The 23960-nt window shown below is 59.6% G+C and carries 22 protein-coding genes; 11 read left to right on the top strand and 11 right to left on the bottom strand.

Annotated elements, in window-relative coordinates:
• Positions 1-119 precede the first annotated feature (119 nt).
• Both aroE and hemF read right to left on the bottom strand, forming a co-directional pair.
• Positions 120-941: a shikimate dehydrogenase gene (gene aroE, locus AC3WWR_RS00635; protein WP_033045432.1), complete on the bottom strand. Its 822-nt coding sequence runs from the start codon at positions 939-941 to the stop codon at positions 120-122.
• Between the two features lie 13 nt (positions 942-954).
• Positions 955-1869, bottom strand: coding sequence for an oxygen-dependent coproporphyrinogen oxidase (gene hemF, locus AC3WWR_RS00630; RefSeq protein WP_033045431.1), 915 nt, complete (start codon positions 1867-1869; stop codon positions 955-957).
• A 162-nt stretch (positions 1870-2031) separates the two neighbouring features.
• Between hemF and AC3WWR_RS00625 the strand changes: the two genes are divergently transcribed.
• Positions 2032-3009: an NADPH:quinone reductase gene (locus AC3WWR_RS00625; protein ID WP_020798006.1), complete on the top strand. Its 978-nt coding sequence runs from the start codon at positions 2032-2034 to the stop codon at positions 3007-3009.
• Between the two features lie 116 nt (positions 3010-3125).
• On the opposite strand, the gene tsaC is transcribed toward AC3WWR_RS00625, so the two are convergent.
• The 3 genes from tsaC to AC3WWR_RS00610 all read right to left on the bottom strand — a co-directional run bounded on the left by tsaC (position 3126) and on the right by AC3WWR_RS00610 (position 5950).
• Positions 3126-3683 carry an L-threonylcarbamoyladenylate synthase type 1 TsaC gene (gene tsaC, locus AC3WWR_RS00620; RefSeq protein WP_020798005.1) on the bottom strand — a complete coding sequence of 186 codons (558 nt, stop codon included), beginning with the start codon at positions 3681-3683 and terminating at the stop codon, positions 3126-3128.
• A gap of 54 nt (positions 3684-3737) precedes the next feature.
• Positions 3738-4844, bottom strand: a complete 1107-nt coding sequence (dprA, locus tag AC3WWR_RS00615; protein ID WP_020798004.1) for a DNA-processing protein DprA — start codon at positions 4842-4844, stop codon at positions 3738-3740.
• Positions 4845-4924: 80 nt separating this feature from the next.
• Positions 4925-5950, bottom strand: a complete 1026-nt coding sequence (locus AC3WWR_RS00610; protein WP_020798003.1) for a LysM peptidoglycan-binding domain-containing protein — start codon at positions 5948-5950, stop codon at positions 4925-4927.
• A 175-nt stretch (positions 5951-6125) separates the two neighbouring features.
• On the opposite strand from AC3WWR_RS00610, the gene def reads away from it, so the two are divergent.
• The 5 genes from def (at position 6126) to AC3WWR_RS00585 (ending at position 10802) form a co-directional block, all read left to right on the top strand.
• Positions 6126-6632 (top strand): peptide deformylase, encoded by a 507-nt coding sequence (def, locus tag AC3WWR_RS00605; protein WP_008064647.1) that lies wholly within the window; start codon positions 6126-6128, stop codon positions 6630-6632.
• A 69-nt stretch (positions 6633-6701) separates the two neighbouring features.
• The gene (fmt, locus tag AC3WWR_RS00600; RefSeq protein WP_033045430.1) at positions 6702-7661 is read left to right on the top strand and encodes a methionyl-tRNA formyltransferase; all 960 of its coding nucleotides are present in this window, start codon (positions 6702-6704) and stop codon (positions 7659-7661) included.
• On the top strand, positions 7658-8968 hold the full coding sequence (gene rsmB / locus AC3WWR_RS00595; protein ID WP_020798001.1) for a 16S rRNA (cytosine(967)-C(5))-methyltransferase RsmB: 1311 nt from the start codon (positions 7658-7660) through the stop codon (positions 8966-8968). Before fmt ends, rsmB begins: the two co-directional genes overlap by 4 nt.
• 22 nt (positions 8969-8990) lie before the next feature.
• Entirely contained in the window at positions 8991-10364 is a 1374-nt protein-coding gene (gene trkA, locus AC3WWR_RS00590) for a Trk system potassium transporter TrkA (protein WP_020798000.1), read from the top strand.
• 123 nt (positions 10365-10487) lie between these two features.
• On the top strand, positions 10488-10802 hold the full coding sequence (locus tag AC3WWR_RS00585) for a tetratricopeptide repeat protein (RefSeq protein WP_020797999.1): 315 nt from the start codon (positions 10488-10490) through the stop codon (positions 10800-10802).
• Between the two features lie 25 nt (positions 10803-10827).
• On the opposite strand, the gene AC3WWR_RS00580 is transcribed toward AC3WWR_RS00585, so the two are convergent.
• Both AC3WWR_RS00580 and tag read right to left on the bottom strand, forming a co-directional pair.
• Positions 10828-11715, bottom strand: coding sequence for a lysophospholipid acyltransferase (locus AC3WWR_RS00580; protein ID WP_020797998.1), 888 nt, complete (start codon positions 11713-11715; stop codon positions 10828-10830).
• A gap of 40 nt (positions 11716-11755) precedes the next feature.
• Entirely contained in the window at positions 11756-12313 is a 558-nt protein-coding gene (gene tag / locus AC3WWR_RS00575) for a DNA-3-methyladenine glycosylase I (RefSeq protein WP_033045429.1), read from the bottom strand.
• A gap of 81 nt (positions 12314-12394) precedes the next feature.
• Here tag and glyQ point away from each other — a divergent pair, with 81 nt between their 5' ends.
• From glyQ to AC3WWR_RS00555, 4 genes are all read left to right on the top strand, one after another.
• Complete coding sequence (gene glyQ / locus AC3WWR_RS00570) at positions 12395-13348, top strand: glycine--tRNA ligase subunit alpha (RefSeq protein ID WP_003213601.1); 954 nt, start codon at positions 12395-12397, stop codon at positions 13346-13348.
• Positions 13345-15399, top strand: coding sequence for a glycine--tRNA ligase subunit beta (gene glyS, locus AC3WWR_RS00565; protein ID WP_020797996.1), 2055 nt, complete (start codon positions 13345-13347; stop codon positions 15397-15399). Before glyQ ends, glyS begins: the two co-directional genes overlap by 4 nt.
• A gap of 6 nt (positions 15400-15405) precedes the next feature.
• Positions 15406-15939: a D-glycero-beta-D-manno-heptose 1,7-bisphosphate 7-phosphatase gene (gene gmhB / locus AC3WWR_RS00560; RefSeq protein ID WP_033045461.1), complete on the top strand. Its 534-nt coding sequence runs from the start codon at positions 15406-15408 to the stop codon at positions 15937-15939.
• 66 nt (positions 15940-16005) lie between these two features.
• A complete protein-coding gene (locus AC3WWR_RS00555; protein ID WP_020797994.1) occupies positions 16006-16785 on the top strand; it encodes a lysophospholipid acyltransferase family protein in 780 nt (259 codons plus the stop codon).
• A 264-nt stretch (positions 16786-17049) separates the two neighbouring features.
• Here the strand turns inward: AC3WWR_RS00555 and gyrB are convergent, their stop codons facing one another.
• Genes gyrB through dnaA form a run of 4 tightly spaced genes read right to left on the bottom strand, consistent with a single transcriptional unit; the run spans position 17050 to position 23256 of the window.
• Complete coding sequence (gene gyrB, locus AC3WWR_RS00550) at positions 17050-19467, bottom strand: DNA topoisomerase (ATP-hydrolyzing) subunit B (protein WP_033041074.1); 2418 nt, start codon at positions 19465-19467, stop codon at positions 17050-17052.
• Between the two features lie 5 nt (positions 19468-19472).
• The gene (gene recF / locus AC3WWR_RS00545; RefSeq protein ID WP_008064628.1) at positions 19473-20576 is read right to left on the bottom strand and encodes a DNA replication/repair protein RecF; all 1104 of its coding nucleotides are present in this window, start codon (positions 20574-20576) and stop codon (positions 19473-19475) included.
• A gap of 20 nt (positions 20577-20596) precedes the next feature.
• Positions 20597-21700 carry a DNA polymerase III subunit beta gene (dnaN, locus tag AC3WWR_RS00540; protein WP_020797992.1) on the bottom strand — a complete coding sequence of 368 codons (1104 nt, stop codon included), beginning with the start codon at positions 21698-21700 and terminating at the stop codon, positions 20597-20599.
• 38 nt (positions 21701-21738) lie between these two features.
• On the bottom strand, positions 21739-23256 hold the full coding sequence (dnaA, locus tag AC3WWR_RS00535; protein ID WP_033041071.1) for a chromosomal replication initiator protein DnaA: 1518 nt from the start codon (positions 23254-23256) through the stop codon (positions 21739-21741).
• A gap of 567 nt (positions 23257-23823) precedes the next feature.
• Between dnaA and rpmH the strand changes: the two genes are divergently transcribed.
• Positions 23824-23958: a 50S ribosomal protein L34 gene (rpmH, locus tag AC3WWR_RS00530; protein ID WP_003213577.1), complete on the top strand. Its 135-nt coding sequence runs from the start codon at positions 23824-23826 to the stop codon at positions 23956-23958.
• The last annotated feature ends 2 nt before the right edge of the window (positions 23959-23960 follow it).

Here is a 23960-nt window from a genome sequence, read left to right as displayed (position 1 = left end):
CAACCTAATACGTGTAGGAGCGAGCCTGCTCGCGATGGACGTCAACGATAACGCGTGCATTCAGGATGCATGCGTTGTCCTTGGGTTCTTCGCGAGCAGGCTCGCTCCTACAGGGGGTCTTACTCAGCCAGTTGCCGACGAAGTTCGGCCAGCACCGGCGCCGTATCCGGACGCACGCCGCGCCACAGGAAGAAGGCTTCCGCCGCCTGCTCGGCCAACATCCCCAGCCCATCCATCGACACCGCCGCGCCATGCTCGCTGGCCCAACGGCAAAACGAGGTCGGCTCCTTGCCGTACATCATGTCGTAGCACACCGTCTTGCCCGGTTCGATCAGGCTGGTGGCAATCGGCGGAACATCGCCCGACAGACTCGCGGACGTCGCATTGATGATCAGGTCTACCGACTCTTGAAGCCAGTCATAACCACTGGCCGATACCGGGCCCAGATCGCAGAACAGTTCGGCCAGCAACTCGGCCTTGTCCACCGTACGGTTGGCGATGACCACCGACGCCGGCTGCTCAGCCAACAACGGCTCCAGCGCACCGCGCACTGCGCCGCCGGCACCGAGCAGCAGGATGCGCTTGCCCTTGAGGCTGAACCCGGCATTGACCGTCAGGTCCCGTACCAGGCCAGCACCGTCGGTGTTATCGCCCAGCAAACTGCCATCTTCCAGCTTGCTCAGTGTGTTTACCGCGCCGGCCCGCTGTGCCCGCGCCGTGAGTTTGTCGGCCAGGCGATAAGCCTCTTCCTTGAACGGTACTGTCACATTCGCGCCACGGCCTTCGAGGAAAAACGCCCGGGCACAGCTCGAAAAATCATCGAGGGGCGCCAGTGAAGTGCTGTAGTCGAGTTTCTGCCCGGTCTGCTCGGCGAACAGACGATGAATCAACGGCGATTTGCTATGGCCAATCGGGTTACCGAATACGACGTAACGGTCCATCTGGATTCCTCGTTCAGGCCTTGGCCAACCAATCGCGATCTTGCAGGAAATACTCAGTCAGGCGTGCTTCTTCGCTGCCAGGCTCGGCTTTCCAGTCGTAACCCCAGCGGACTTGCGGCGGCAGCGACATGAGAATCGACTCGGTGCGACCGCCCGATTGCAGCCCGAACAAGGTGCCACGGTCGTAGACCAGGTTGAATTCGACGTAACGCCCACGACGGTACTCCTGGAACTCCCGCTGCTTGGCGGAATAGGCGTCGTTTTTGCGGCGCTGCACGATTGGCAGGTACGCCTCGATGTAGGCGTCACCGATAGCACGCATGAACGCGAAGCTGGTGTCGAAATCCCACTCATTCAGGTCATCGAAAAACAAGCCGCCGATTCCCCGCGGTTCGTGGCGATGCTTGATGTAGAAGTAGCTGTCGCACCAGGCCTTGTAACGCGGGTAGACGTCCGCACCGAACGGCGCACAGGCCTGTTCGGCGACGCGGTGCCAGTGCACGCAATCTTCTTCATTGCCGTAGTACGGTGTCAGGTCGAAGCCGCCGCCAAACCACCAGACCGGCTCTTCACCTTCTTTTTCGGCGATGAAAAACCGCACGTTGGCGTGGGAAGTCGGTACATGCGGGTTGTGCGGGTGGATCACCAGCGACACACCCAGGGCCTCGAAACCGCGTCCGGCCAGTTCCGGCCGGTGGGCACTGGCCGACGGTGGTAAACCGGTGCCGAAGACGTGGGAAAAGTTGACGCCGCCCTTTTCAATGACCGCGCCATTTTCGACCACTCGGGTGCGTCCGCCACCGCCGGCAGGCCGGGTCCAGGCGTCTTCGACGAAGCGCGTGCCGCCGTCTTCGGCCTCCAGGGCAGCGCAAATACGGTCTTGCAGATCGAGCAGGTAGGCTTTTACGGCCTCGGTGCGGGTAGTCATGGCATCACCTTGGATCGGGCAAAGCTACGCGGCGCTCCACAGGAGCCAGCCTGCGCAAATGGGCGCGTAGCATACCACCGCCGAAGCGCTCGTCGCAGTTGACGCAGATCACGCTTCGCAGTCCCATAGGGCGCTTGGTAAAACAATCTCAGGAGAGTGCAGATGGCAAAGCGTATCCAGTTCCGTGCCCACGGTGGCCCCGAAGTGCTTGAGTATGTCGATTATCAGCCCTCCGAACCCGGCCCGCAGCAGGTTCGCGTGACCAACAAGGCCATCGGCCTGAACTTCATCGACACCTATTACCGCAGCGGCCTCTATCCGCCACCGGCCCTGCCATCGGGTGTCGGTTCGGAAGGCGCGGGCGTTGTCGAAGCGGTCGGTAGCGAAGTGACCCGATTCAAGGTCGGCGATCGCGTGGCTTACGGCAGCGGCCCGTTGGGTGCCTACAGCGAGGTCCACGTCTTGCCCGAGGCCAACCTGGTACACCTTCCGGACGCCATCAGCTTCGAGCAGGCCGCGGGTGTGATGCTCAAGGGCCTGACCGTGCAGTACTTGCTGCGCCAGACCTATGAACTCAAGGGTGGCGAGACCATCCTGTTCCACGCCGCTGCCGGTGGCGTCGGTTCCCTGGCCTGCCAATGGGCCAAGGCCTTGGGCGTCAAGTTGATCGGCACCGTGAGCTCGGCGCAGAAAGCCGCGCTGGCCAAGGCCAATGGTGCCTGGGCGACCATCGACTACAGCCATGAAAACGTCGCGCAACGCGTACTGGAATTGACTGACGGCAAAAAGGTCCCGGTGGTGTACGACGGCGTCGGCAAGGACACTTGGCTGACCTCTCTAGACTGCGCGGCGCCCCGTGGGCTGGTCGTGAGCTTCGGCAATGCGTCCGGGGCGGTGGACGGGGTGAACCTGGGGATTCTGGCGGGGAAAGGCTCGTTGTACGTCACTCGGCCGACGCTGGCGACCTACGCCAATAACGCGGAAAACCTGCAGCGTATGGCCGATGAGCTGTTCGAGATGATCATCAGCGGCAAAGTGAAAGTGGATATCAGCCAGCGTTATCCACTGGCGGACGCAGCGAAGGCGCAGACCGAGTTGTCCGCGCGGCGTACGACCGGATCGGTAATTTTATTGCCTTGAAGGCCTCTTCGCGTGCAAGCCCGCTCCCACATTGGATCTTCAGTGACCACAGAATTGGTGTTCGACACTAATCAAATGTGGGAGCGGGCTTGCTCGCGAATGCGGTCACCTCGGTCTTAATCGGGGCGCACAACATGCCCGGTCGCCAGATCCCGGATAACACTCGGGTTCTTGCGCCCACCCAGGTTCCCACCCAACACCAGATCAACCTGACCACGGAAATACTGCTCCACGCGAATCCGCGTGCGCGCTGCCGGCCGGCCCTGGGGGTTGGCGGACGTCGACACCAACGGCCCGACCAGTGCGCACAATTCCCGCACCTGCGGGTGATCGCTGACCCGCAGCGCCACCGTTTCATGCACGCCGGTAATCCACTGCGGCAGCATGTTCTGATGCGGCACCAACCAGGTGTTCGGCCCCGGCCAGGTGCTGGCCATGCGATCCATCCACAGCTCGGGAAAGTCGTCAAAGAGGAAGTCGAACTGGCGGATATTGTCAGCCACCAGTATCAGCCCCTTGTCCACGGACCGCCCCTTGATCAGCAGCAAACGATCCACTGCCTCTTCATCCCACGGGTCGCAACCCAGACCCCAGACAGCTTCGGTTGGGTAGGCAATCACCGCCCCTGCGCGAATTGCTCGTGCGGCTTGCTGCACACGCCAACTGTTGACCATGAAAAATTCTCCAGAATAAGGCTCTGCGCAGTTTACCGATCTTCCTTGTAAAACCTAGCTTACCCGCGCAAACCAGCGCCCGTTTTCGCAGACTGCGCGGCCATCCATTTCCAGCTCCGTCAACGTCGCCAGGACCTTGGGCAAGGTCCAACCGCTGGCATCGGCCAGTGCTTCACTGGTGTGGGGGGCGGCGTGGAGCAGTACAAGTAGCGGATGACTCGTTACGGTCGCGAGTGTTTCTGTTGAAAACGGTAGCTGCTGCCAGCCGCGCAAGGCTTCGAGGATATGCTCTATGGTCTCCACCAGCACGGCGCCGTCGCGGATCAACTGATGGCAGCCGCGAGCACCGGGATGATGAATCGACCCTGGAATCGCATACACCTCGCGCCCCTGTTCCGCCGCCAGCCTGGCCGTGATCAATGAACCACTGGCAACACTGGCTTCGACGACCAGCACGCCGAGGGACAAACCGCTGATGATCCGGTTGCGTCGGGGGAAGTTGCTGGCGCTCGGAGCGGCGTCCAGCGGAAACTCCGAGAGCACCGCGCTGCCCGATGCGATCATTGCGTCCGCCAGGCGCCGATTGCGCTGTGGATAAAAATTTTCGAGTCCCGTGCCAAGTACCCCGACCGTTCGCCCGCCAACATCCAGTGCCGCCTGGTGCGCGGCTGCATCGATCCCCAGGGCCAGCCCGCTGGTGATGACAAACCCGGCACCCGCCAGGCTGCGAGAAAACGCGGCTGCGGTGTCCATGCCTGGCCGTGAAGCACGACGACTGCCGACCATCGCTAACTGCGGTTTTTCCAGGATCTGCGGATCGCCCGCCACGAACAACAACGGTGGCGCGTCGCTGATTTGCGCCAGCAGCGCCGGGTAGTCGGGCTGGTCCCACATCAGTAAATGCTGGTCCTGACGCTCTATCCAGGCCAATGCGTGGCTGGCGCCGTCACGAATTTCAGGGGAGCGCCGGGCCTCGCCACACACCTGCGGCAAGCCCAACGCTCGCCACGCACTGGCGGGTGCACTGATGGCTTTGGACGCCGAACCGAAGGCTTCCAGCAATTTCCGGAAACGCGCCGGACCAAGTTCCGGTAACCGGTGCAGACGTAAACGGGCTTCCAGTTCCGCAGGGGAAACCGATGAAACAGCGGGTATCGACATGGATCATCCTTGATCGTTATGAGCCCCCATCGAAATGGGAATAAGCTGTGGATAACTCTGTTGGTAACTTGTGAAGTCCGCTAAGGATTCCGCACCTTGTCCAGCACCGCCAAAGAACGCGAGGCCTTCAGCACCAGTCCATAGCTGAGCTTGTCGTAGGTGCGAAAAACCATCAGAAGACCGGCGCGTTCATCCGGAATTTTCAATGGCTGGCCGGTGATCCGGTCACGCACGGTTTCGCCGGTTTTCATCACTACCAGGACATTCCCTTCGGCCAGGCCGTCGCGTTTCCCCTTGTTCAAGGTAACTACGTCCAGCGCACCGATCTGCGTGACCCCGCGTGGTACATCGATGATCAGGCCGTTGACCTGGGTGTCGGGAGCGCTCGGCATGAACGTCGAATTGATCGAACGTTCTTCGCCGCTGAACAGGCGGTCGCCGAGGCGCACCTCCTGGGTGGTGCGTTGCAGCACCAGCGTCGCGACGTCACCTTCAGTGGCGACGATCTCGCCACCGCCTATGTCATCGGCGTTGATGCCCAGGAATTCCTGGGTCTGCGGATCGGTGTAGACCTTGCCCTGACGAAAAATGCCGTACACCGGTTGAGCCGGGTCGACGAGGCCGCGGGCGAAGATACGGTCGCCGATGCCGCTGAGTACGCGTTCGGCATCACCGGCAACGATATAAGGCGCCTTGTCGAAATCCTCGGCGTTGTCGACGATGCGGTTACTCAGCAAAAAGCTGTTGATCGATTTCAGCGGAATGCTCGGTATGGCGTCGGCCACCGGGCTGCTACGCACCTGTGGCGAAAGCTTAATGGTGCCTCGCGAGGTGCCGCGGTTAAGGGTCAATCGTGGTTGGCCGTTGACGTAGACCAGCGATAGCGTGTCCCCGGGGTAGATGAGATTCGGGTTTTCAACCTGTGGATTGACCTGCCAGAGTTGCGGCCACTGCCAGGGCTCACGCAGGTACTTACCCGATATGTCCCAAAGTGTGTCGCCCGCAGCGACGGTGTACTGCTGTGGAAAACCCTCCCGAAGTTGCACTTGCCCGTGCGCAAAACCTGCCGAGGCCAGAAGGAGCAGGGCGAGTAGTGATTTCCTCATGCGATGAATCCCTTTATTATGTACGTTCGCGTGAAACGCCAGAGCCCTCGGTGGCTCGCTCCCCGCTTGCTTATGAAAAGAAGGGAGCTACGTTTTACAACGGTAGCCTGCATCTTCTCCGGAGCAGCCAGGCCATCGACCCGACTTTACTTCACACGTGCAGTAATCAAAGCTTATGGCCATTTTAAACATCCTCGAATTCCCTGACCCGCGCCTGCGTACGATCGCCAAGACAGTGACCGTAGTGGACGACGAAGTGCGTCAGCTGGTCGATGATATGTTTGAAACAATGTATGAAGCGCCAGGCATCGGCCTCGCCGCGACCCAGGTCAACGTGCACAAACGTATCGTCGTGATGGACCTCTCCGAAGACCGCACCGAACCACGGGTGTTCATCAACCCCGAGTTCGAGCCCCTGACCGACGAGATGGAGCAATACCAGGAAGGCTGCCTCTCGGTGCCGGGTTTCTACGAAAACGTCGATCGCCCGCAAAAGGTCAAGGTCAAGGCCCTGGACCGCGATGGCCAGCCATACGAACTGATCGCCGAAGGCCTGCTCGCCGTTTGCATCCAGCACGAATGCGACCACCTCAACGGCAAATTGTTCGTCGACTACCTGTCCACGCTCAAACGTGACCGTATCAAGAAGAAACTGGAAAAACTTCACCGCCAGAATGCTTGATGCCCCTCTTCAAAGGCTTGCTGCGGCAAGCCTTTTTCTTTTCAAGATGCTTTGTAATCGAGAGCTTTCATGACTGAGCCACTGCGCATTGTCTTTGCCGGCACCCCGGAATTCGCCGCCGAACACCTCAAGGCCCTGCTCGACAGCCCTTACGAGATCGTTGCGGTCTACACCCAGCCGGATCGTCCGGCGGGTCGTGGGCAAAAGCTGATGCCGAGCCCGGTCAAGCAACTCGCCCTTGAAAACAATATTGCGGTGTTACAACCCCCGACCTTGCGCAATGCCGACGCCCAGGCCGAATTGGCCGCACTGAAGCCGGACTTGATGGTGGTGGTTGCCTACGGCCTGATCCTGCCTCAGGTGGTGCTGGATATTCCGCGCCTGGGTTGCATCAATAGCCACGCGTCCCTGCTGCCTCGCTGGCGCGGTGCGGCGCCGATCCAGCGTGCCGTCGAAGCCGGTGACAGCGAAAGCGGCGTGACGGTAATGCGCATGGAAGCCGGCCTCGACACCGGGCCGATGCTGCTGAAAGTCATCACGCCGATCAGCGCCCAGGATACCGGTGGCAGCCTGCACGACCGTCTGGCCGAAATGGGTCCGCCCGCCGTGCTCCAGGCGATTGCCGGCCTCGCCGCCGGTACGCTGGAAGGTGAAGTGCAGGACGACAGCCTGGCCACCTACGCACACAAATTGAACAAGGATGAGGCGCGCATCGACTGGACGCGGCCAGCAGTTGAGCTGGAGCGTCTGGTTCGCGCTTTCAATCCTTGGCCAATCACCCACAGCACACTGAACGGCGAAGCGTTGAAAGTGCTGGCGGCGAACGTGGCCGAAGGGCAGGGCACAGCGGGGGAAGTTCTTGCTGCCAGCAAAGACGGGCTGATCGTTGCCTGCGGTCAGCAGGCCCTGTGCCTGACCCGCCTGCAATTGCCCGGTGGCAAGGCGCTGAACTTCAGTGACCTGTTCAACAGCCGTCGAGAGAAATTCGCCATCGGCACCGTCCTCGGTCAAGCGGTGGACGCTCAATGAACCCGCGTTTGGCCGCCGCCAAGGCACTCGCCGCTGTCCTGAGCGGCAAAGCTTCCCTCAACAGTTCATTGCCGACACAACTGGACAAAGTCGAAGACCGTGATCGCGGTTTCACTCAGGATCTGGCGTTTGGCACCGCTCGCTGGCAGCCGCGCTTATCCGCGCTGGCGGCCAAGCTGCTGCAGAAACCGTTCAAGGCTGCCGACGCCGATGTTGAGGCGCTCTTGCTAGTGGGCCTCTACCAACTGCTCTACACCCGAGTCCCTCCCCACGCCGCGATCGGCGAAACCGTGGGTTGCGCCGACAAGCTGAAAAAACCCTGGGCCAAGGCCTTGCTCAATGCCGTACTGCGCCGCGCGCAACGGGAAAGCGAAACCCTGCTGACCGAGCTGGAACACGACCCGGTAGTGCGCACCGCCCACCCGCGCTGGCTGCAAAAATCGCTCAAAGCCTTCTGGCCCGAGCAATGGGAAGCCATTTGCACGGCGAACAACGCGCACCCGCCCATGATTCTGCGGGTCAACCGCCGCCATCACAGCCGTGATGCCTACCTTGGCCTGCTCAGTGAAGCGGGTATCGCCGCCAATGCATGCGTTTACAGCCGCGATGGCATCATCCTCGATGCAGCCGCCGACGTGCGCAGCCTGCCGGGCTTCGCCGAAGGCTGGATCAGCGTGCAGGACGAAGCGGCACAACTGGCTGCCGATTTGCTGGACCTGGCGCCGGGCCAACGCGTGCTCGACGCTTGCTGTGCACCCGGCGGCAAGACCTGCCATATCCTCGAAGCCGAACCCAAGCTGGCCGGCGTCGTCGCCGTGGACCTTGAAGCCAAACGCCTGGTGCGGGTGCGCGAGAACCTCGAACGCCTGAAATTGAGCGCCGAACTGATCGCCGCCGACGGCCGCGACACCGCCACCTGGTGGGACGGCAAGCCCTTCCAGCGCATCCTCCTCGATGCACCGTGCTCGGCCACCGGCGTGATTCGCCGTCACCCGGACATCAAGCTGACTCGCCAGCCCGATGACATCGCTGCGCTGGCGTTGCTGCAAGGTGAATTGCTGGACGCCCTGTGGATGACGCTGGAAGTCGGCGGCATCCTGCTCTATGCCACCTGTTCCACGCTGCCGACCGAAAACACCGAAGTGATCGAGGCCTTCCTCGCTCGCACCCCGGGCGCCCGCGAACTGGACCTGGCCACGACGGCCGGGATCAAGCAACTCCATGGTCGGCAATTGCTCGCCCAGGAAGGTGGTCACGACGGGTTCTACTACGCCAAGCTGATCAAGATCGCCGCCGCACGCGGCTAAACGGATTCAACGGAGTGACTGGATGAAAATCATCATCCTCGGAGCGGGGCAGGTCGGCGGTTCGCTGGCGGAGCACCTGGCAAGCGAAGCGAATGACATTACCGTGGTCGACACCGATGGCGAACGCCTGCGTGACCTCGGCGACCGACTGGACATCCGTACGGTACAAGGCCGCGGTTCGCTGCCCAGTATTCTGCGCCAGGCTGGCGCCGATGATGCCGACATGCTGGTCGCCGTGACCAGCAGCGATGAAACCAATATGGTGGCCTGCCAGGTTGCCCATACCCTTTTCCATACACCGACCAAGATCGCCCGCGTGCGTGAAGCGGCGTACCTGACCCGCAACGAATTGTTCGACAATGAAGCGATCCCGGTGGATGTGCTGATCAGCCCCGAGCAGGTGGTCACCAACTACATCAAGCGCCTGATCCAGCATCCGGGCGCCTTGCAGGTGATCGACTTCGCCGAGGGCAAGGCGCAGTTGGTTGCGGTGCGGGCCTATTACGGCGGGCCGCTGGTAGGTCAGCAACTGCGCCAGCTGCGTGAACACATGCCGAATGTCGAAACCCGCGTGGCCGCCATTTTCCGTCGCGACCGACCGATCCTGCCCCAGGGCGATACGGTGATCGAAGCGGACGACGAAGTGTTTTTCATCGCCGCTCGGGCGAACATTCGCGCGGTCATGAGTGAAATGCGCCGTCTCGACGAGACCTACAAGCGCATCGTCATCGCCGGTGGCGGGCAAATCGGCGAACGCCTGGCCGAAGCCATTGAAAGCCGTTACCAAGTGAAGATCATCGAGATGAATCCGGCACGCTGCCGACACCTCTCGGACACCCTCGACAGCACCGTGGTGTTGCAGGGCAGCGCTTCGGACCGTGACCTGCTGCTGGAAGAGAACATCGCCGACGCGGACATCTTCCTGGCCCTGACCAACGACGACGAGGCCAACATCATGTCGTCGCTGCTGGCCAAGCGCTTGGGCGCTAAGAAGGTGATGACCATCATCAATAACCCGGCCTACGTCGACCTGATCCAGGGCGGCGACATCGACATCGCCATCAGCCCGCAACTGGCGACCATCGGCACCTTGCTGGCGCACGTGCGTCGCGGCGATATCGTCAGCGTGCACTCATTGCGTCGCGGCGCTGCGGAAGCCATCGAGGCGATTGCGCACGGCGACGCGAAATCGAGCAAGGTGATCGGCAAGGCCATCGAAAACATCGGCTTGCCACCGGGCACGACGATTGGCGCGATTATTCGTGATGAAGAGGTCATTATCGCGCACGATGACACCGTGATCGCCGCCGGCGACCATGTGATCCTGTTCCTTGTGGATAAAAAGCATATTCGCGATGTGGAAAAGCTGTTCCACGTTGGACTCAGCTTCTTCTGACGATCATTCCCACGCTCTCTGTGGGAATACAGCCCGGGACGCTCCGCGTCCCAAAGCGGACGCAGAGCGTCCATTGAGGCGTTCCCACGTAGAGCGTGGGAACGATCATAAGAGGTGTCACCCATGATCGAATCCCTGGAAAAAATGCTCGCCAAGGGTGTGGATAACTCATTACTGCGCTTCGGCCTGGGCAAGGGTTACCTGGATCTTGGGGAAAACGCCAAGGCCGTCGAGCATTTCCAGCGCTGCGTCGAGATCGATCCGAAGTACTCGGCCGCCTGGAAACTGTTAGGCAAGGCTCATCTGGCGCTGGCGGATGTCGCGGCTGCGCGACAAGCCTGGGAGAAAGGCCTGGAAGCCGCCCGAAACCACGGCGACAAACAGGCCGAAAAAGAAATGACAGTGTTTCTGAAGAAACTCGACCGTCAGGCGCACTGACTGCAGACAGCCCAAGCCATCCGGTTCAGTACCAGCGTTCTTCACCCGCAGGACGCTTCTTGAAGCGCTTCATGCTCCACATGTACTGGCTCGGATACGCCCGCACATAGCGCTCGACGACCTGGCTCATGGCTGCGCAAGAAGTGGCGGTATCGGTGCTGTACATGGCCTCGGGCGCGGCTTCCAGGATCACCTTGTAGCCCGAACCGTCCGGCAACCGCAGGGCATGCAGGAACACGCCCACCGCTTTGCCACCGGCGAGCATGTTCGGCACAAACTTGCTGGTCAGCGCCTGTACGGCGAAGAACGGCACGAAGATCCCCGCGGATTCGGCCGGTTCCGGGTCGGCTGGAATACCCACCGCACCACCTCTGCGCACTTCCTTGATCACACTGAGGATGCCTTCCTTGGTGGAAGCGGCCACCTTGTTGCCCAGTTGAACCCGTTGCTTTTGCAGCAACTCATCCACCGCCTTCAATTTTGGCGGGCGATAGAAAATGATCGGTTTGCACTGGCTGCAGTAGAAATGGTTGAGCACTTCCCAGTTGCCCAGGTGACTGGTGATGCCCACCACGCCTTTGCCGGAGGCGAGGGCGTCTTTCAATACGTCGAGGCCTTCCACCTCGCGAACCAGGTCGATGGAGCGCTGGGCCGGCCAGATCCAGGCACAGGCGCTTTCAGTCAGGGACTTGCCAATGTCCCGCAAGCTCTGGCCCACCAGGCGCTCACGCTCGGCGGGGTCCATATCGGGAAAGCACTTGGACAGATTGATCCGCACCACATCGCGGGAACGGTTCGGGGTTTTCCACATGACCCAGCCTATCGCCGAGCCCACGGCTTGAACGGCCCGCCACGGAAGCAGGGCAAACAGCCGCAGAGCGCCTACCAGCAAGGCGCCTTTCAACTTATCCACAGGTCACTCCTGATCTTGTGCTGTGCGCGAGGCGGCCATTCTAACCGCCGTTGACCAGCATCGCGTAGCGATCGCAATCGCGGGTGTGGTCCATGACCATGCCCGATGCCTGCATCAGTGCGTAGCAAATGGTCGGGCCAACGAAGGTGAACCCGGCCTTTTTCAAGCCTTTGCTCATCTCCACTGCCTCGGGTGTGATCGCCGGCACTTCGCTGCGATCCTTGAAATGATTGATCTTCGGCACACCGCCGACAAAGGACCAGAGAAACGCCACCGGATCCTCCAGTGCCATCCAGGCCTGGGCATTGCGTCGGGCCGCGTTGAGCTTGAGGCGATTGCGGATGATCCCCGGGTCGAGCATCAGTTCATCGATTTCCGCGTCGCTCATCTGCGCCACGCGCTGGACGTCGAAGCCGTACATCACCCGGCGATAATGCTCGCGCTTGCGCAACACGGTGATCCAGGAAAGGCCGGCCTGGAACCCTTCGAGCAAAAGCAACTCGAACAATGCCTGCGCATCGCGTAGCGGCGTGCCCCACTCCTGATCGTGATAAGCCATGTACAGCGGATCTTCGGTACACCAAAAGCAGCGTGGCATAGGGCTCCAGGGGGCGTGCGCAGCAACGAATCGGGTATACTCCCGCTCTTTAAATCGCAGCCCAAGAAACAGGTGAATTTCGTGAGCCAGCCTACGCCAGCCGTGCGTACCTTCCAAGACTTGATCCTCGCCCTCCAGCAATACTGGGCCGAGCAAGGTTGTGTGGTACTTCAGCCCTACGATATGGAAGTAGGCGCCGGCACTTTCCACACCGCTACATTCCTGCGCGCCATTGGCCCGGAAACCTGGAACGCCGCTTATGTACAGCCAAGTCGTCGCCCGACTGACGGCCGCTACGGCGAAAACCCGAACCGTCTGCAGCACTACTACCAGTTCCAGGTGGTGCTCAAGCCGAACCCGGACAACTTCCAGGAACTGTACCTGGGCTCCCTCAAGCACGTGGGCCTGGACCCATTGGTGCATGACATTCGGTTCGTCGAAGACAACTGGGAATCGCCGACCCTCGGCGCCTGGGGTCTGGGCTGGGAAGTCTGGCTCAACGGCATGGAAGTGACCCAGTTCACCTACTTCCAGCAAGCGGGCGGCATCGAATGCTACCCGGTAACCGGCGAGATCACTTACGGCCTCGAGCGCCTGGCCATGTACCTGCAAGGCGTGGATTCGGTCTACGACCTGGTCTGGGCTGACGGTCCGTTCGGCAAAGTGACCTACGGCGACGTGTTCCACCAGAACGAAGTGGAGCAGTCGACCTACAACTTCGAACACGCCAACGTCGAGAAGCTGTTCGAATTGTTCGATTTCTACGAAAGCGAAGCCAAGCGCCTGATCGAACTCGACCAGCCGCTGCCGTTGCCAAGCTACGAAATGGTGTTGAAGGCGTCCCATACCTTCAACCTGCTGGATGCGCGCCGGGCGATTTCCGTGACTGCGCGTCAGCAATACATCCTGCGTGTTCGCACCCTGGCGCGTTCCGTTGCGCAAGCCTACCTGCTGGCTCGCGCCAAGCTGGGCTTCCCGATGGCGACCCCGGACCTGCGTGACGAAGTACTGGCCAAGCTGGAGGCTGCACAATGAGTGCTCTGGATTTTCTGGTTGAATTGGGCACTGAAGAACTGCCACCCAAGGCCCTGAACACCCTGGCCGAGGCATTCCTTGCCGGTATCGACAAGGGCCTGCAAGCTGCCGGCCTGAACTACGAGACCAAAACCGTATACGCCGCGCCACGCCGTCTGGCGGTGCTGATCACCTCGCTGGCCACCCAGCAGCCGGATCGCAGCATCAACCTCGATGGCCCGCCACGCCAGGCCGCGTTCGATGCCGAAGGCAACCCGACTCAAGCGGCACTGGGCTTTGCCAAGAAATGTGGGGTCGACCTGAGCGAAATCGATCAGAGCGGTCCGAAACTGCGTTACAGCCAGAGCATTGCCGGCAAGCCGACCGCGAGCCTGCTGCCAACCATCGTCGAAGATTCGCTGAACGACCTGCCAATCCCTAAACGCATGCGTTGGGGTGCGCGCAAGGAAGAATTCGTGCGTCCGACCCAATGGCTGGTGATGCTGCTCGGGGACCAGGTCATCGATTGCACCATCCTTGCCCAGAAGTCCGGCCGCGATTCCCGTGGTCACCGCTTCCACCATCCAGAAAGCGTGCGCATCGGTTCGCCGTCCAGCTACCTGGCCGACCTGCGTGCCGCTTACGTGCTGGCCGACGCCAACGAGCGTCGCGACATCATCAGCAAGCGCACCGAAGAGCTGGCCACCCGCCAGGAAGGCACGGCAATCGTTCCACCAGCCTTGCTCGATGAAGTGACCGCGCTGGTCGAGTGGCCGGTGCCGCTGGTGTGCTCGTTCGAGGAGCGTTTCCTCGACGTGCCGCAAGAAGCGCTGATCACCACCATGCAGGATAACCAGAAGTACTTCTGCCTGCTGGATGCTGAAGGCAAGTTGCTGCCACGTTTCATTACCGTGGCCAACATCGAAAGCAAAGACCCGCAGCAGATCATCGCCGGTAACGAAAAAGTGGTTCGCCCACGCCTGACTGACGCCGAGTTCTTCTTCAAGCAAGACAAGAAGCAGAAGCTCGAAGAATTCAACCAGCGTCTGCAGAACGTGGTGTTCCAGGAAAAACTCGGCAGCGTCTACGACAAGGCCGAGCGCGTTTCCAAGCTCGCCGCCTACATCGCTGCGCGCATCGGCGGCAACGCTTCGTGGGCCGCTCGTGCAGGCTTGCTGTCGAAATGCGACCTGGCCACCGAAATGGTCGGCGAGTTCCCGGAGATGCAAGGTGTCGCCGGCTACTACTACGCCCTCAATGACGGCGAGCCGGAAGATGTCGCCCTGGCCCTGAACGAGCAATACATGCCGCGCGGTGCCGGTGCCGAATTGCCTGCCACCCTGACCGGTGCGGCCGTGGCCATCGCCGACAAGCTCGACACCCTCGTGGGGATTTTCGGGATCGGCATGCTGCCGACCGGTAGCAAAGACCCCTATGCCCTGCGCCGTGCCGCACTGGGCGTGCTGCGTATCCTGATCGAGAAACAACTGGATCTGGACCTGAACGACGCCGTGGCTTTCGCCGTGAATGCGTTCGGTTCCAAGGTCAAGGCTGCCGGCCTCAACGATGCCGTACTGGAATTCATCTTCGACCGTCTGCGTGCTCGTTATGAGGATGAAGGCGTCGATGTGGCCACCTACCTGTCGGTTCGTGCCTTGAACCCGGGCTCGGCCCTGGACTTCGACCAGCGCGTGCAAGCGGTGCAGGCTTTCCGCAAGTTGCCGGAAGCGGCGGCCCTGGCGGCGGTGAACAAGCGCGTATCGAACTTGCTGAGCAAGGTCGAAGGCTCGGTGCCGACCGTGGTGGAAGCCAAGTACTTCGACAATGCCAACGAGTTCTCCCTGTACTCGGCGATCCAGCAGGCTGACCAGGCTGTCCAGCCTATGGCCGCGGCACGTCAGTACAGTGAATCGCTGGCTCGCCTGGCTGCATTGCGCGAGCCGGTGGATGCGTTCTTCGAAGCGGTGATGGTCAATGCGGAAGACGCCAATGTGCGCGCCAACCGTTATGCACTGCTGGCGCGCTTGCGTGGCTTGTTCCTCGGCGTCGCCGATATTTCGTTGCTGGGGTAAGACTGTTTGAAACTGCTGATTCTCGATCGGGACGGGGTGATCAATTACGACTCCGACGCTTACATCAAGTCGGTGGAGGAGTGGATTCCACTCCCCGGTTCGATCGAAGCCATCGCGCAGTTGAGCAAGGCTGGCTGGACGGTGGCGGTTGCCACCAACCAGTCGGGCATCGCTCGCGGCTATTACGATCTCGCCACCCTCGACGCCATGCACGAGCGCTTGCGCTCACTGGTGGCCGAGCAGGGTGGTGAAGTCGGCCTGATCGTCTACTGCCCGCACGGGCCGGACGACGGCTGCGATTGCCGCAAACCCAAACCCGGGATGTTGAAAAGCATCGCCGCACATTACAACGTATCGCTGACTGATCTATGGTTTGTCGGCGATAGTCTCGGTGACCTGGAAGCCGCCAAAGCCGTCGATTCTCAGCCAGTTTTAGTTAAGACCGGGAAAGGCGAAAAGACTTTGGGCAAGACCCTACCGGCAGGCACTTTGATTTTCGACGATCTGGCGGCGATTGCCGCAGAACTTATCCACAATTAGAGCGCTTTCGACAGATCGGGAGTGCGCTTGAACAGTCGGGCAGTGCCCGTAACGGTAAACGTCGCCATGTCGATACTGCAGGCCATCAGAACATTTCTCTTTTACCTGCTGCTGGGCACCAGTTCCCTGCTGTGGTGCAGCCTGAGTTTTTTTATCGCGCCCTTTCTGCCGTTCAAGGCGCGCTATCGGTTCATCAACGTGTATTGGTGCCGATGCGCCTTGTGGCTGAGCAAGGTGTTCCTGGGCATTCGCTATGAAGTGAAGGGTGCCGAAAACGTTCCGGCACAGCCCTGCGTGATTCAGTCGAACCACCAGAGCACCTGGGAGACGTTCTTCCTCTCGGCCTATTTCGAGCCCTTGAGCCAGGTCCTCAAGCGCGAACTGCTCTACGTGCCTTTCTTCGGCTGGGCCATGGCCATGCTGCGCCCGATCGCCATCGACCGGGACAACCCGAAAGCGGCACTCAAGCACGTCGCCAAGAAAGGCGATGAATTGCTCAAGGATAACGTCTGGGTGCTGATTTTCCCCGAAGGCACGCGCGTTCCCTACGGCACCATCGGCAAATTCTCGCGAGGCGGTACGGCGTTGGCCGTTAATGCCGAGCTACCGGTGCTGCCGATTGCACACAACGCTGGCAAGTTCTGGCCAAAAAACGGTTGGGCGAAGAAGCAGGGTGTCATCACCGTGATCATCGGCGCGCCGATGTATGCCGAAGGAAGCGGACCACGCGCCATCGCCGATTTGAACGATCGGGTTCAGGCCTGGAACGAGCAGATGCAGCGGGAAATGGGCTCTCTGCCACCGACTCCACAAGCACCTGCTGCCAACGATCAGGTGGCTGTCTGAGGTTCTGTGGATAACCTGTGTACCGTTTGTGAGAAAAGTGCTGTTTTTTGATTCTAACTTGATGATTTATATAGATATTTCTTAAACCGTAAAAAAACCAAAAAACGTGCATAAGTTTTTTTTGGGCGCAAAAAAACCGGCTGATATAGCCGGTTTTTTTATGCCTGTAATGTGGGTGTTTCACACTTGCAGAGGATTTACTTTTTTCCACAAAAAAGGCCAACGCGCGACGTTGGCCTTTTTCGTTTGGCGATTGAACCGGGATCAGAAATCCAGGTTGGAAACCGCCAGGGCGTTGCTTTCGATGAAGTCACGGCGAGGCTCGACCGCATCACCCATCAGGGTGTTGAAGATCTGGTCCGCGCCAATGGCGTCCTCGATGGTTACTTTCAGCATCCGGCGAACGCTTGGGTCCATGGTGGTTTCCCACAGCTGGTCCGGGTTCATTTCACCCAGTCCTTTGTATCGCTGAATGGTGTGGCGCTTGGTGCTTTCAGCCATCAACCATTCCAGGGCTTCCTTGAACTCGGTGACCGCTTTCTTACGCTCGCCACGCTGGATGTACGCTCCATCGTCGAGCAGAGTGCTCAACTGAGCGCCCAGTGATACGACGGTCTTGTAGTCGTTGCTACCGAAGAAGTCACGGTTGAACGTGACGTAGTTCGACAGGCCGTGGGAGATCAGCTCGACCTCTGGCAGCCAGACATTACGCTCACGGTCTTCACGCAGGCTGGCCTTGTAGACCAGGCCAGACTTCTCGACGGTGCGCAGACGCACTTCATACTGGGCCAGCCAATCCTGCATCGCTGCGTGATCGGACAGTTGCTCCAGGCTCACGGCCGGCAGGTAGATGAAGTGCTCGGTCAGTTCCTGTGGGTACAGGCGCGACAGACGCTTGAGGGTCTTCATCACCAGGCGGAAGTCATTCACCAGGCGCTCAAGGGCTTCGCCGGAGATACCCGGTGCCTCTTCATTCAGGTGCAGGCTCGCATCTTCCAGGGCCGACTGCGTCATGTACTCTTCCATGGCGTCGTCGTCTTTGATGTATTGCTCTTGCTTGCCCTTCTTGACCTTGTACAGCGGTGGCTGGGCAATATAGATGTAGCCGCGCTCGATCAACTCTGGGAGCTGACGGAAGAAGAACGTCAGCAGCAGGGTACGAATGTGCGAACCGTCGACGTCAGCATCGGTCATGATGATGATGTTGTGATAACGCAACTTGTCGATGTTGTACTCTTCGCGACCGATGCCGCAGCCGAGCGCGGTGATCAAGGTGCCCACTTCCTGGGACGAGATCATCTTGTCGAAACGTGCCTTCTCGACGTTCAGGATCTTACCCTTGAGCGGGAGGATCGCCTGGGTCTTGCGGTTGCGTCCCTGCTTGGCGGAGCCGCCAGCAGAGTCACCTTCCACGAGGTACAGTTCGGAGAGGGCAGGGTCCTTTTCCTGGCAGTCAGCCAGTTTGCCCGGCAGGCCGGCGATGTCCAGCGCGCCTTTGCGGCGGGTCATCTCACGGGCCTTGCGCGCCGCTTCACGAGCACGTGCCGCGTCGATCATCTTGCCGACAACCAGCTTGGCTTCGTTCGGGTTTTCCAGCAGGAAGTCGGAGAAGTACTTGCCCATTTCCTGTTCGACCGCGGTCTTCACTTCGGAAGAAACCAGCTTGTCCTTGGTCTGGGAGCTGAACTTCGGATCCGGCACTTTTACCGAAATGATCGCGGTCAGGCCTTCACGGGCATCGTCACCGGTGGTCGCGACCTTGTGCTTCTTCGCCAGGCCTTCGGCTTCGATATACGTATTGAGGTTACGCGTCAGGGCGGAACGGAAACCCACCAGGTGAGTACCGCCATCGCGCTGCGGAATGTTGTTGGTGAAGCACAACAGGTTCTCGTTGAAGCTGTCGTTCCACTGCAGGGCGATTTCTACGCCGATGCCGTCTTCGCGCTGGATGTTGAAATGGAACACCTGGTTGACCGGGGTCTTGTTGGTGTTCAGGTATTCAACGAACGCGCGCAAGCCGCCTTCGTACTTGAACAGTTCTTCCTTGCCGCTGCGCTCATCCTTGAGGACGATGCCGACACCGGAGTTGAGGAAGGACAGTTCACGAATCCGCTTGGCCAGGATGTCCCAGCTGAAGTGGATGTTCTTGAAGGTTTCGCTGGAAGCCTTGAAGTGGATCTGGGTGCCGGTGGTTTCGCTGTCGCCAACGATCTTCATCGGTTCCTGCGGAACACCATGGACGTAGGTCTGTTCCCAGATCTTGCCGCTACGGCGAACGGTGAGGACGAGCTCTTCAGACAGTGCGTTCACTACCGACACGCCTACACCGTGCAGGCCGCCGGATACCTTGTAGGAGTTGTCATCGAACTTACCGCCGGCGTGCAGCACGGTCATGATGACCTCGGCTGCCGAAACGCCTTCTTCCTTGTGCACGTCTACCGGGATGCCACGACCGTTGTCTTTGACGGTGATGGATTCATCCGGGTGAATGATGATGCTGATGTCGTCGCAGTGGCCGGCGAGCGCTTCGTCGATCGAGTTATCGACCACCTCGAACACCATGTGGTGCAGACCGCTGCCATCGTCGGTGTCACCAATGTACATACCGGGACGTTTGCGTACGGCATCCAGGCCTTTCAGCACTTTAATGCTCGTTGAGTCGTACGTATTTTCTTCGCTCAATGCCTTCACTCCCGATGGTCGTGGGTCTGGGTGATACGGCCCTGTTCCACGTGGAACAGGGCGACTGGCGTTTCCGTCTGCCAGCCTTCCCTCAATAATTCGTGGTCTACACAGGTGATAAACACCTGGCAGCGTAAGTCTTCCAGCAAGCGGCAAAGCGCACGGCGATGCTGCTCGTCCAGTTCGGACGGCAAGTCATCCACCAGATAAATACACTGACCGCGTCGGGCCTGGCTGACCAGGTGACCTTGGGCAATCCGCAATGCGCAGACCACCAACTTTTGCTGTCCTCGGGACAGGATGTCCGCGGCATTGTGAGCGCCCAATCTGAGGCGCAAATCAGCTCGTTGCGGTCCTGCCTGGGTATGCCCCATCTGCTGATCCCGCTGAAGGGATCCGGCGAGCACAGCGCTCAGTTCACGGTCTTTGTCCCAGCCCCGGTAATAGCTGAGCGTTAGGCCCTCAAGCTCAACCAGTTCGCTCAAGGTCTGTTCAAACACCGGTTTCAAGGCTTTGATATAGGCGCGGCGGTATTCATCTATTTCAGCGCTGGCCTGGCACAGCTCCCTGTCCCAAACCGCTTGCGAAACGGCGTCAAGTGTACCATGCCGCAGCCAAGAGTTTCTCTGGCGCAGGGCCTTCTGCAGGCGTTGCCAGGTAGACATGAACCGAGGTTCCACGTGGAACACGCCCCAGTCGAGGAACTGTCGGCGAATCTTCGGCGCCCCCTCCAGCAAGCGGAAGCTGTCCGGGTTGATCAATTGCAGCGGCAGGATCTCGGCCAGTTGCGCCGCGCTACGCGCGTTCTGCCCGTCGATCCGGATCTGGAACTCCCCCTGGCGGTCCCGCGAAATGCCCAAGGCGCTGTGTCCGCCTTCGGCGAGTTCGACCTGGCCGAATACCGTGCACGCCAATTGTTCGTATTGAATGACAGGTAACAGGCGGGTGCTGCGAAACGAACGCGCGAGCCCCAGCAGATGAATGGCTTCCAGGACACTGGTTTTGCCGCTGCCGTTGGCGCCGTAAAGAATATTGATTCGGGGGGAGGGGGAGAAGGTCACCGGATGCAGATTGCGCACCGCGGTGACCGAGACGCGACTTAAGGACATCTAGCTTCTGCTGAACATGATTACAGACGCATCGGCATGACGACGTAGGCCGAGTCGTCGTTGTCGGACTCTTGTACCAGCGCACTGCTGTTGGAGTCGGACAGGATCAGGCGAACCTGCTCGGTGGTCATCACGCCCAATACGTCGAGCAAGTAGCTAACGTTAAAGCCGATTTCCAGGGAGCCGCCGTTGTACTCTACGCCAACTTCTTCTTCCGCTTCCTCCTGCTCCGGGTTGTTCGCCTGGATCTTCAGCTGACCAGGGGCCAGTTGCAGGCGGATGCCGCGGTATTTCTCGTTGGACAGGATCGCCGTGCGGCTGAATGCCTCGCGCAGCGCCTGACGATCACCCAACACCAGCTTGTCCCCGCCTTTTGGCAGAACACGCTCGTAGTCCGGGAATTTGCCGTCTACCAGTTTCGAGGTGAAGGTGAACTCACCGGTGGTTGCGCGAATGTGGTGCTGACCCAGGACGATGCTGACGATACCGTCCGGCTCGGTCAGCAAACGTGCCAGTTCAAGGATACCCTTGCGCGGCACAATCACCTGATGGCGGTCCGGCTGGCCGATATCAGCCTGCATCGAACACATCGCCAGGCGGTGACCATCGGTGGCCACGGCGCGAATAACGCCTGCCGAGACTTCCAGCAGCATGCCGTTGAGGTAGTACCGTACGTCCTGCTGGGCCATGGCGAAGCTGGTGCGTTCGATCAGGCGACGCAGTTTGGATTGTTCCAGGCTGCACGTCAGCGAACCCGGACCTTCTTCCACGGTAGGGAAATCGTTGGCTGGCAAGGTCGAGAGGGTGAAGCGGCTTCGACCGGCCTTCACTACCAGCTTCTGTTCATCGACCTTGATGTCGATCAGCGCGTCGTTCGGCAGGCTTTTGCAGATATCCATCAGTTTACGTGCAGGCACAGTGATGGAACCTGTTTCAGCAGGCTCTTCGAGCTGCACTCGACCAACCAGCTCGACTTCAAGGTCGGTACCGGTCAGCGACAATTGCTGGCCTTCGACAACCAGCAGCACGTTGGAGAGCACCGGCAAGGTCTGTCGGCGCTCGACGACGCCTGCGACCAGTTGCAGGGGTTTCAACAGGGCTTCGCGTTGAATGGTGAAATGCATGGTCTAGTCCCTTGCCTTAAAAGCTGCGCTGGTGTTCATCAAGTGGTCAGTGTACGCAGCAGGTTCTTGTAGTCCTCGCGGATGTCCGCGTCGGATTCCTTAAGTTCGTTGATCTTGCGGCAGGCGTGCAAAACAGTCGTGTGGTCACGCCCACCAAACACATCACCGATTTCCGGCAAGCTGTGGTTGGTCAGTTCCTTGGACAACGCCATGGCGACCTGACGTGGGCGGGCAACCGAACGTGAACGACGTTTGGACAGCAAATCCGAGATCTTGATCTTGTAGTACTCGGCGACGGTGCGCTGAATGTTATCCACAGAGACCAGTTTGTCTTGCAGCGCCAACAAATCCTTCAGGGACTCGCGGATCAGCTCAATGGTGATATCGCGACCCATGAAGTGCGAATGGGCGATCACGCGTTTGAGCGCACCTTCCAGTTCACGGACGTTGGAGCGAATGCGTTGGGCAATGAAGAACGCTGCATCGTGGGGCAGATCGACTTTGGCCTGGTCGGCTTTCTTCATCAGGATCGCGACACGGGTTTCCAGTTCCGGCGGCTCTACAGCCACCGTGAGGCCCCAGCCGAAGCGAGACTTCAGGCGCTCTTCAAGGCCTTCAATCTCTTTCGGGTAGCGGTCACTGGTAAGAATGACCTGCTGGCCACCTTCAAGCAGAGCGTTGAAGGTGTGGAAAAACTCTTCCTGGGAACGTTCCTTGCGGGCGAAGAATTGAATGTCATCGATGAGCAATGCATCCACCGAACGGTAGAAGCGCTTGAATTCATTGATCGCGTTCAACTGCAGAGCCTTGACCATGTCGGCCACGAAGCGCTCGGAATGCAGGTACACGACCTTGGCGTTCGGATTCTTCTTTAATAGGTGGTTACCCACAGCGTGCATCAAGTGGGTTTTACCCAAGCCTACACCGCCATAAAGGAACAACGGGTTGTAACCGTGCTTGGGGTTGTCCGCCACTTGCCAGGCTGCGGCCCGGGCCAGTTGGTTGGACTTACCCTCAACAAAGTTCTCGAAGGTAAAGGTGCGGTTCAGGTAGCTGGTGTGCTTGAGCGCGCCTTCAACCTGGACGGTACGTTGCTCGGCGCGAACCGGAGCCTGTTGCGAACTGGCGCCGGCCATGGGGTCGAAGCTGTCACGCGAAGGTTCTTGCTCGCTGACTTCAGCGGGCTTGGGCGTCGAACGCTTGTTCGATGGTGCAGGAGGTGGCACAGCTGCAGGCGCGGCAGCAGCCTGAACCTGGGAGGCCGCCGCTGCGGCCAGTGGCGCATTCGGCGCAGCGCGCGGAGCGGAACTGCGTTTGCTGCCTATTAATAAGGAAAGCGCAGGCGCCATACCGTTGCCGTGCTCGTCGAGCAATTCCAGGACGCGACTCAGGTATTTCTCGTTGACCCAGTCCAGGACGAAACGGTTGGGTGCATAGACACGCAACTCGTCGCCTTCGGCTTCGACCTGTAGTGGACGGATCCAAGTGTTGAATTGTTGGGCAGGCAGCTCATCGCGCAAAAGCTCCACGCACTGCTGCCAAAGTTCCACTGACACGGAGATCCCCTAAGTTGAAAGCCGGTGAGGCAAAAACAAGCGGCCATTGTAACGGCCAGACGCCGACTTATCCACACGTAGGTGAGTCGTGCACCGAGAAGAATCAAGGTTCCATACGGTAAAAAGACGACCAATGGTCTGTGCATAAGGTCTGTGGATAACCCCCTCTAAGCTCATTGCACAAGTGGGGGCGAAACTCGGTGGATAACCTGCCTGTGGATAAGGCTGCCTTTCACACACAGGTTTTCCGACAGTGCAGCACAGGCTGAACACGGTTTTCCACTGTAGTTGTCATTCTCTGTACAGCGTGTAAGACAAGGGCTTAAGGCAGTTATCCACAGATGAGGGTCGCCCTAGCCTTTATAAGCTTTACAGAAAAGCTTTAAATACTTTCCTTCTTTATTTTTATGTTTGTCGAAGGATCAGGGTCGGAGAAAACCTCTGGAGATCTATTTATAAGGAAACGTTGGTTGGAAATTGACCTAGAGGCTTGCTTTCTCTAGAATCCCCGGTCTCTTAAAACGGGGGCCATTCCGGCCCGTTGTGGACGAACCAGGTAACACGACAATGAAACGTACTTTCCAACCAAGCACTATCAAACGCGCTCGTACCCACGGTTTCCGTGCTCGCATGGCTACCAAGAACGGCCGTGCCGTTCTGTCGCGTCGTCGCGCCAAAGGTCGTGCGCGTCTGGCAGTTTGATA

It is taken from the genome of Pseudomonas sp. EB271-G4-1, assembly GCF_058791355.1.
The sequence above is the reverse complement of the archived record's forward strand: the minus strand, read 5'-3'. Positions and strand labels throughout refer to the sequence as shown.

Coding starts and splice junctions, on each gene's coding strand:
- aroE (WP_033045432.1), bottom strand. CDS start 941: ATGGACCGTTACGTCGTATTCGGTAACCCGATTGGCCATAGCAAATCG.
- hemF (WP_033045431.1), bottom strand. CDS start 1,869: ATGACTACCCGCACCGAGGCCGTAAAAGCCTACCTGCTCGATCTGCAA.
- AC3WWR_RS00625 (WP_020798006.1), top strand. CDS start 2,032: ATGGCAAAGCGTATCCAGTTCCGTGCCCACGGTGGCCCCGAAGTGCTT.
- tsaC (WP_020798005.1), bottom strand. CDS start 3,683: ATGGTCAACAGTTGGCGTGTGCAGCAAGCCGCACGAGCAATTCGCGCA.
- dprA (WP_020798004.1), bottom strand. CDS start 4,844: ATGTCGATACCCGCTGTTTCATCGGTTTCCCCTGCGGAACTGGAAGCC.
- AC3WWR_RS00610 (WP_020798003.1), bottom strand. CDS start 5,950: ATGAGGAAATCACTACTCGCCCTGCTCCTTCTGGCCTCGGCAGGTTTT.
- def (WP_008064647.1), top strand. CDS start 6,126: ATGGCCATTTTAAACATCCTCGAATTCCCTGACCCGCGCCTGCGTACG.
- fmt (WP_033045430.1), top strand. CDS start 6,702: ATGACTGAGCCACTGCGCATTGTCTTTGCCGGCACCCCGGAATTCGCC.
- rsmB (WP_020798001.1), top strand. CDS start 7,658: ATGAACCCGCGTTTGGCCGCCGCCAAGGCACTCGCCGCTGTCCTGAGC.
- trkA (WP_020798000.1), top strand. CDS start 8,991: ATGAAAATCATCATCCTCGGAGCGGGGCAGGTCGGCGGTTCGCTGGCG.
- AC3WWR_RS00585 (WP_020797999.1), top strand. CDS start 10,488: ATGATCGAATCCCTGGAAAAAATGCTCGCCAAGGGTGTGGATAACTCA.
- tag (WP_033045429.1), bottom strand. CDS start 12,313: ATGCCACGCTGCTTTTGGTGTACCGAAGATCCGCTGTACATGGCTTAT.
- glyS (WP_020797996.1), top strand. CDS start 13,345: ATGAGTGCTCTGGATTTTCTGGTTGAATTGGGCACTGAAGAACTGCCA.
- AC3WWR_RS00555 (WP_020797994.1), top strand. CDS start 16,006: ATGTCGATACTGCAGGCCATCAGAACATTTCTCTTTTACCTGCTGCTG.
- recF (WP_008064628.1), bottom strand. CDS start 20,576: ATGTCCTTAAGTCGCGTCTCGGTCACCGCGGTGCGCAATCTGCATCCG.
- dnaN (WP_020797992.1), bottom strand. CDS start 21,700: ATGCATTTCACCATTCAACGCGAAGCCCTGTTGAAACCCCTGCAACTG.
- rpmH (WP_003213577.1), top strand. CDS start 23,824: ATGAAACGTACTTTCCAACCAAGCACTATCAAACGCGCTCGTACCCAC.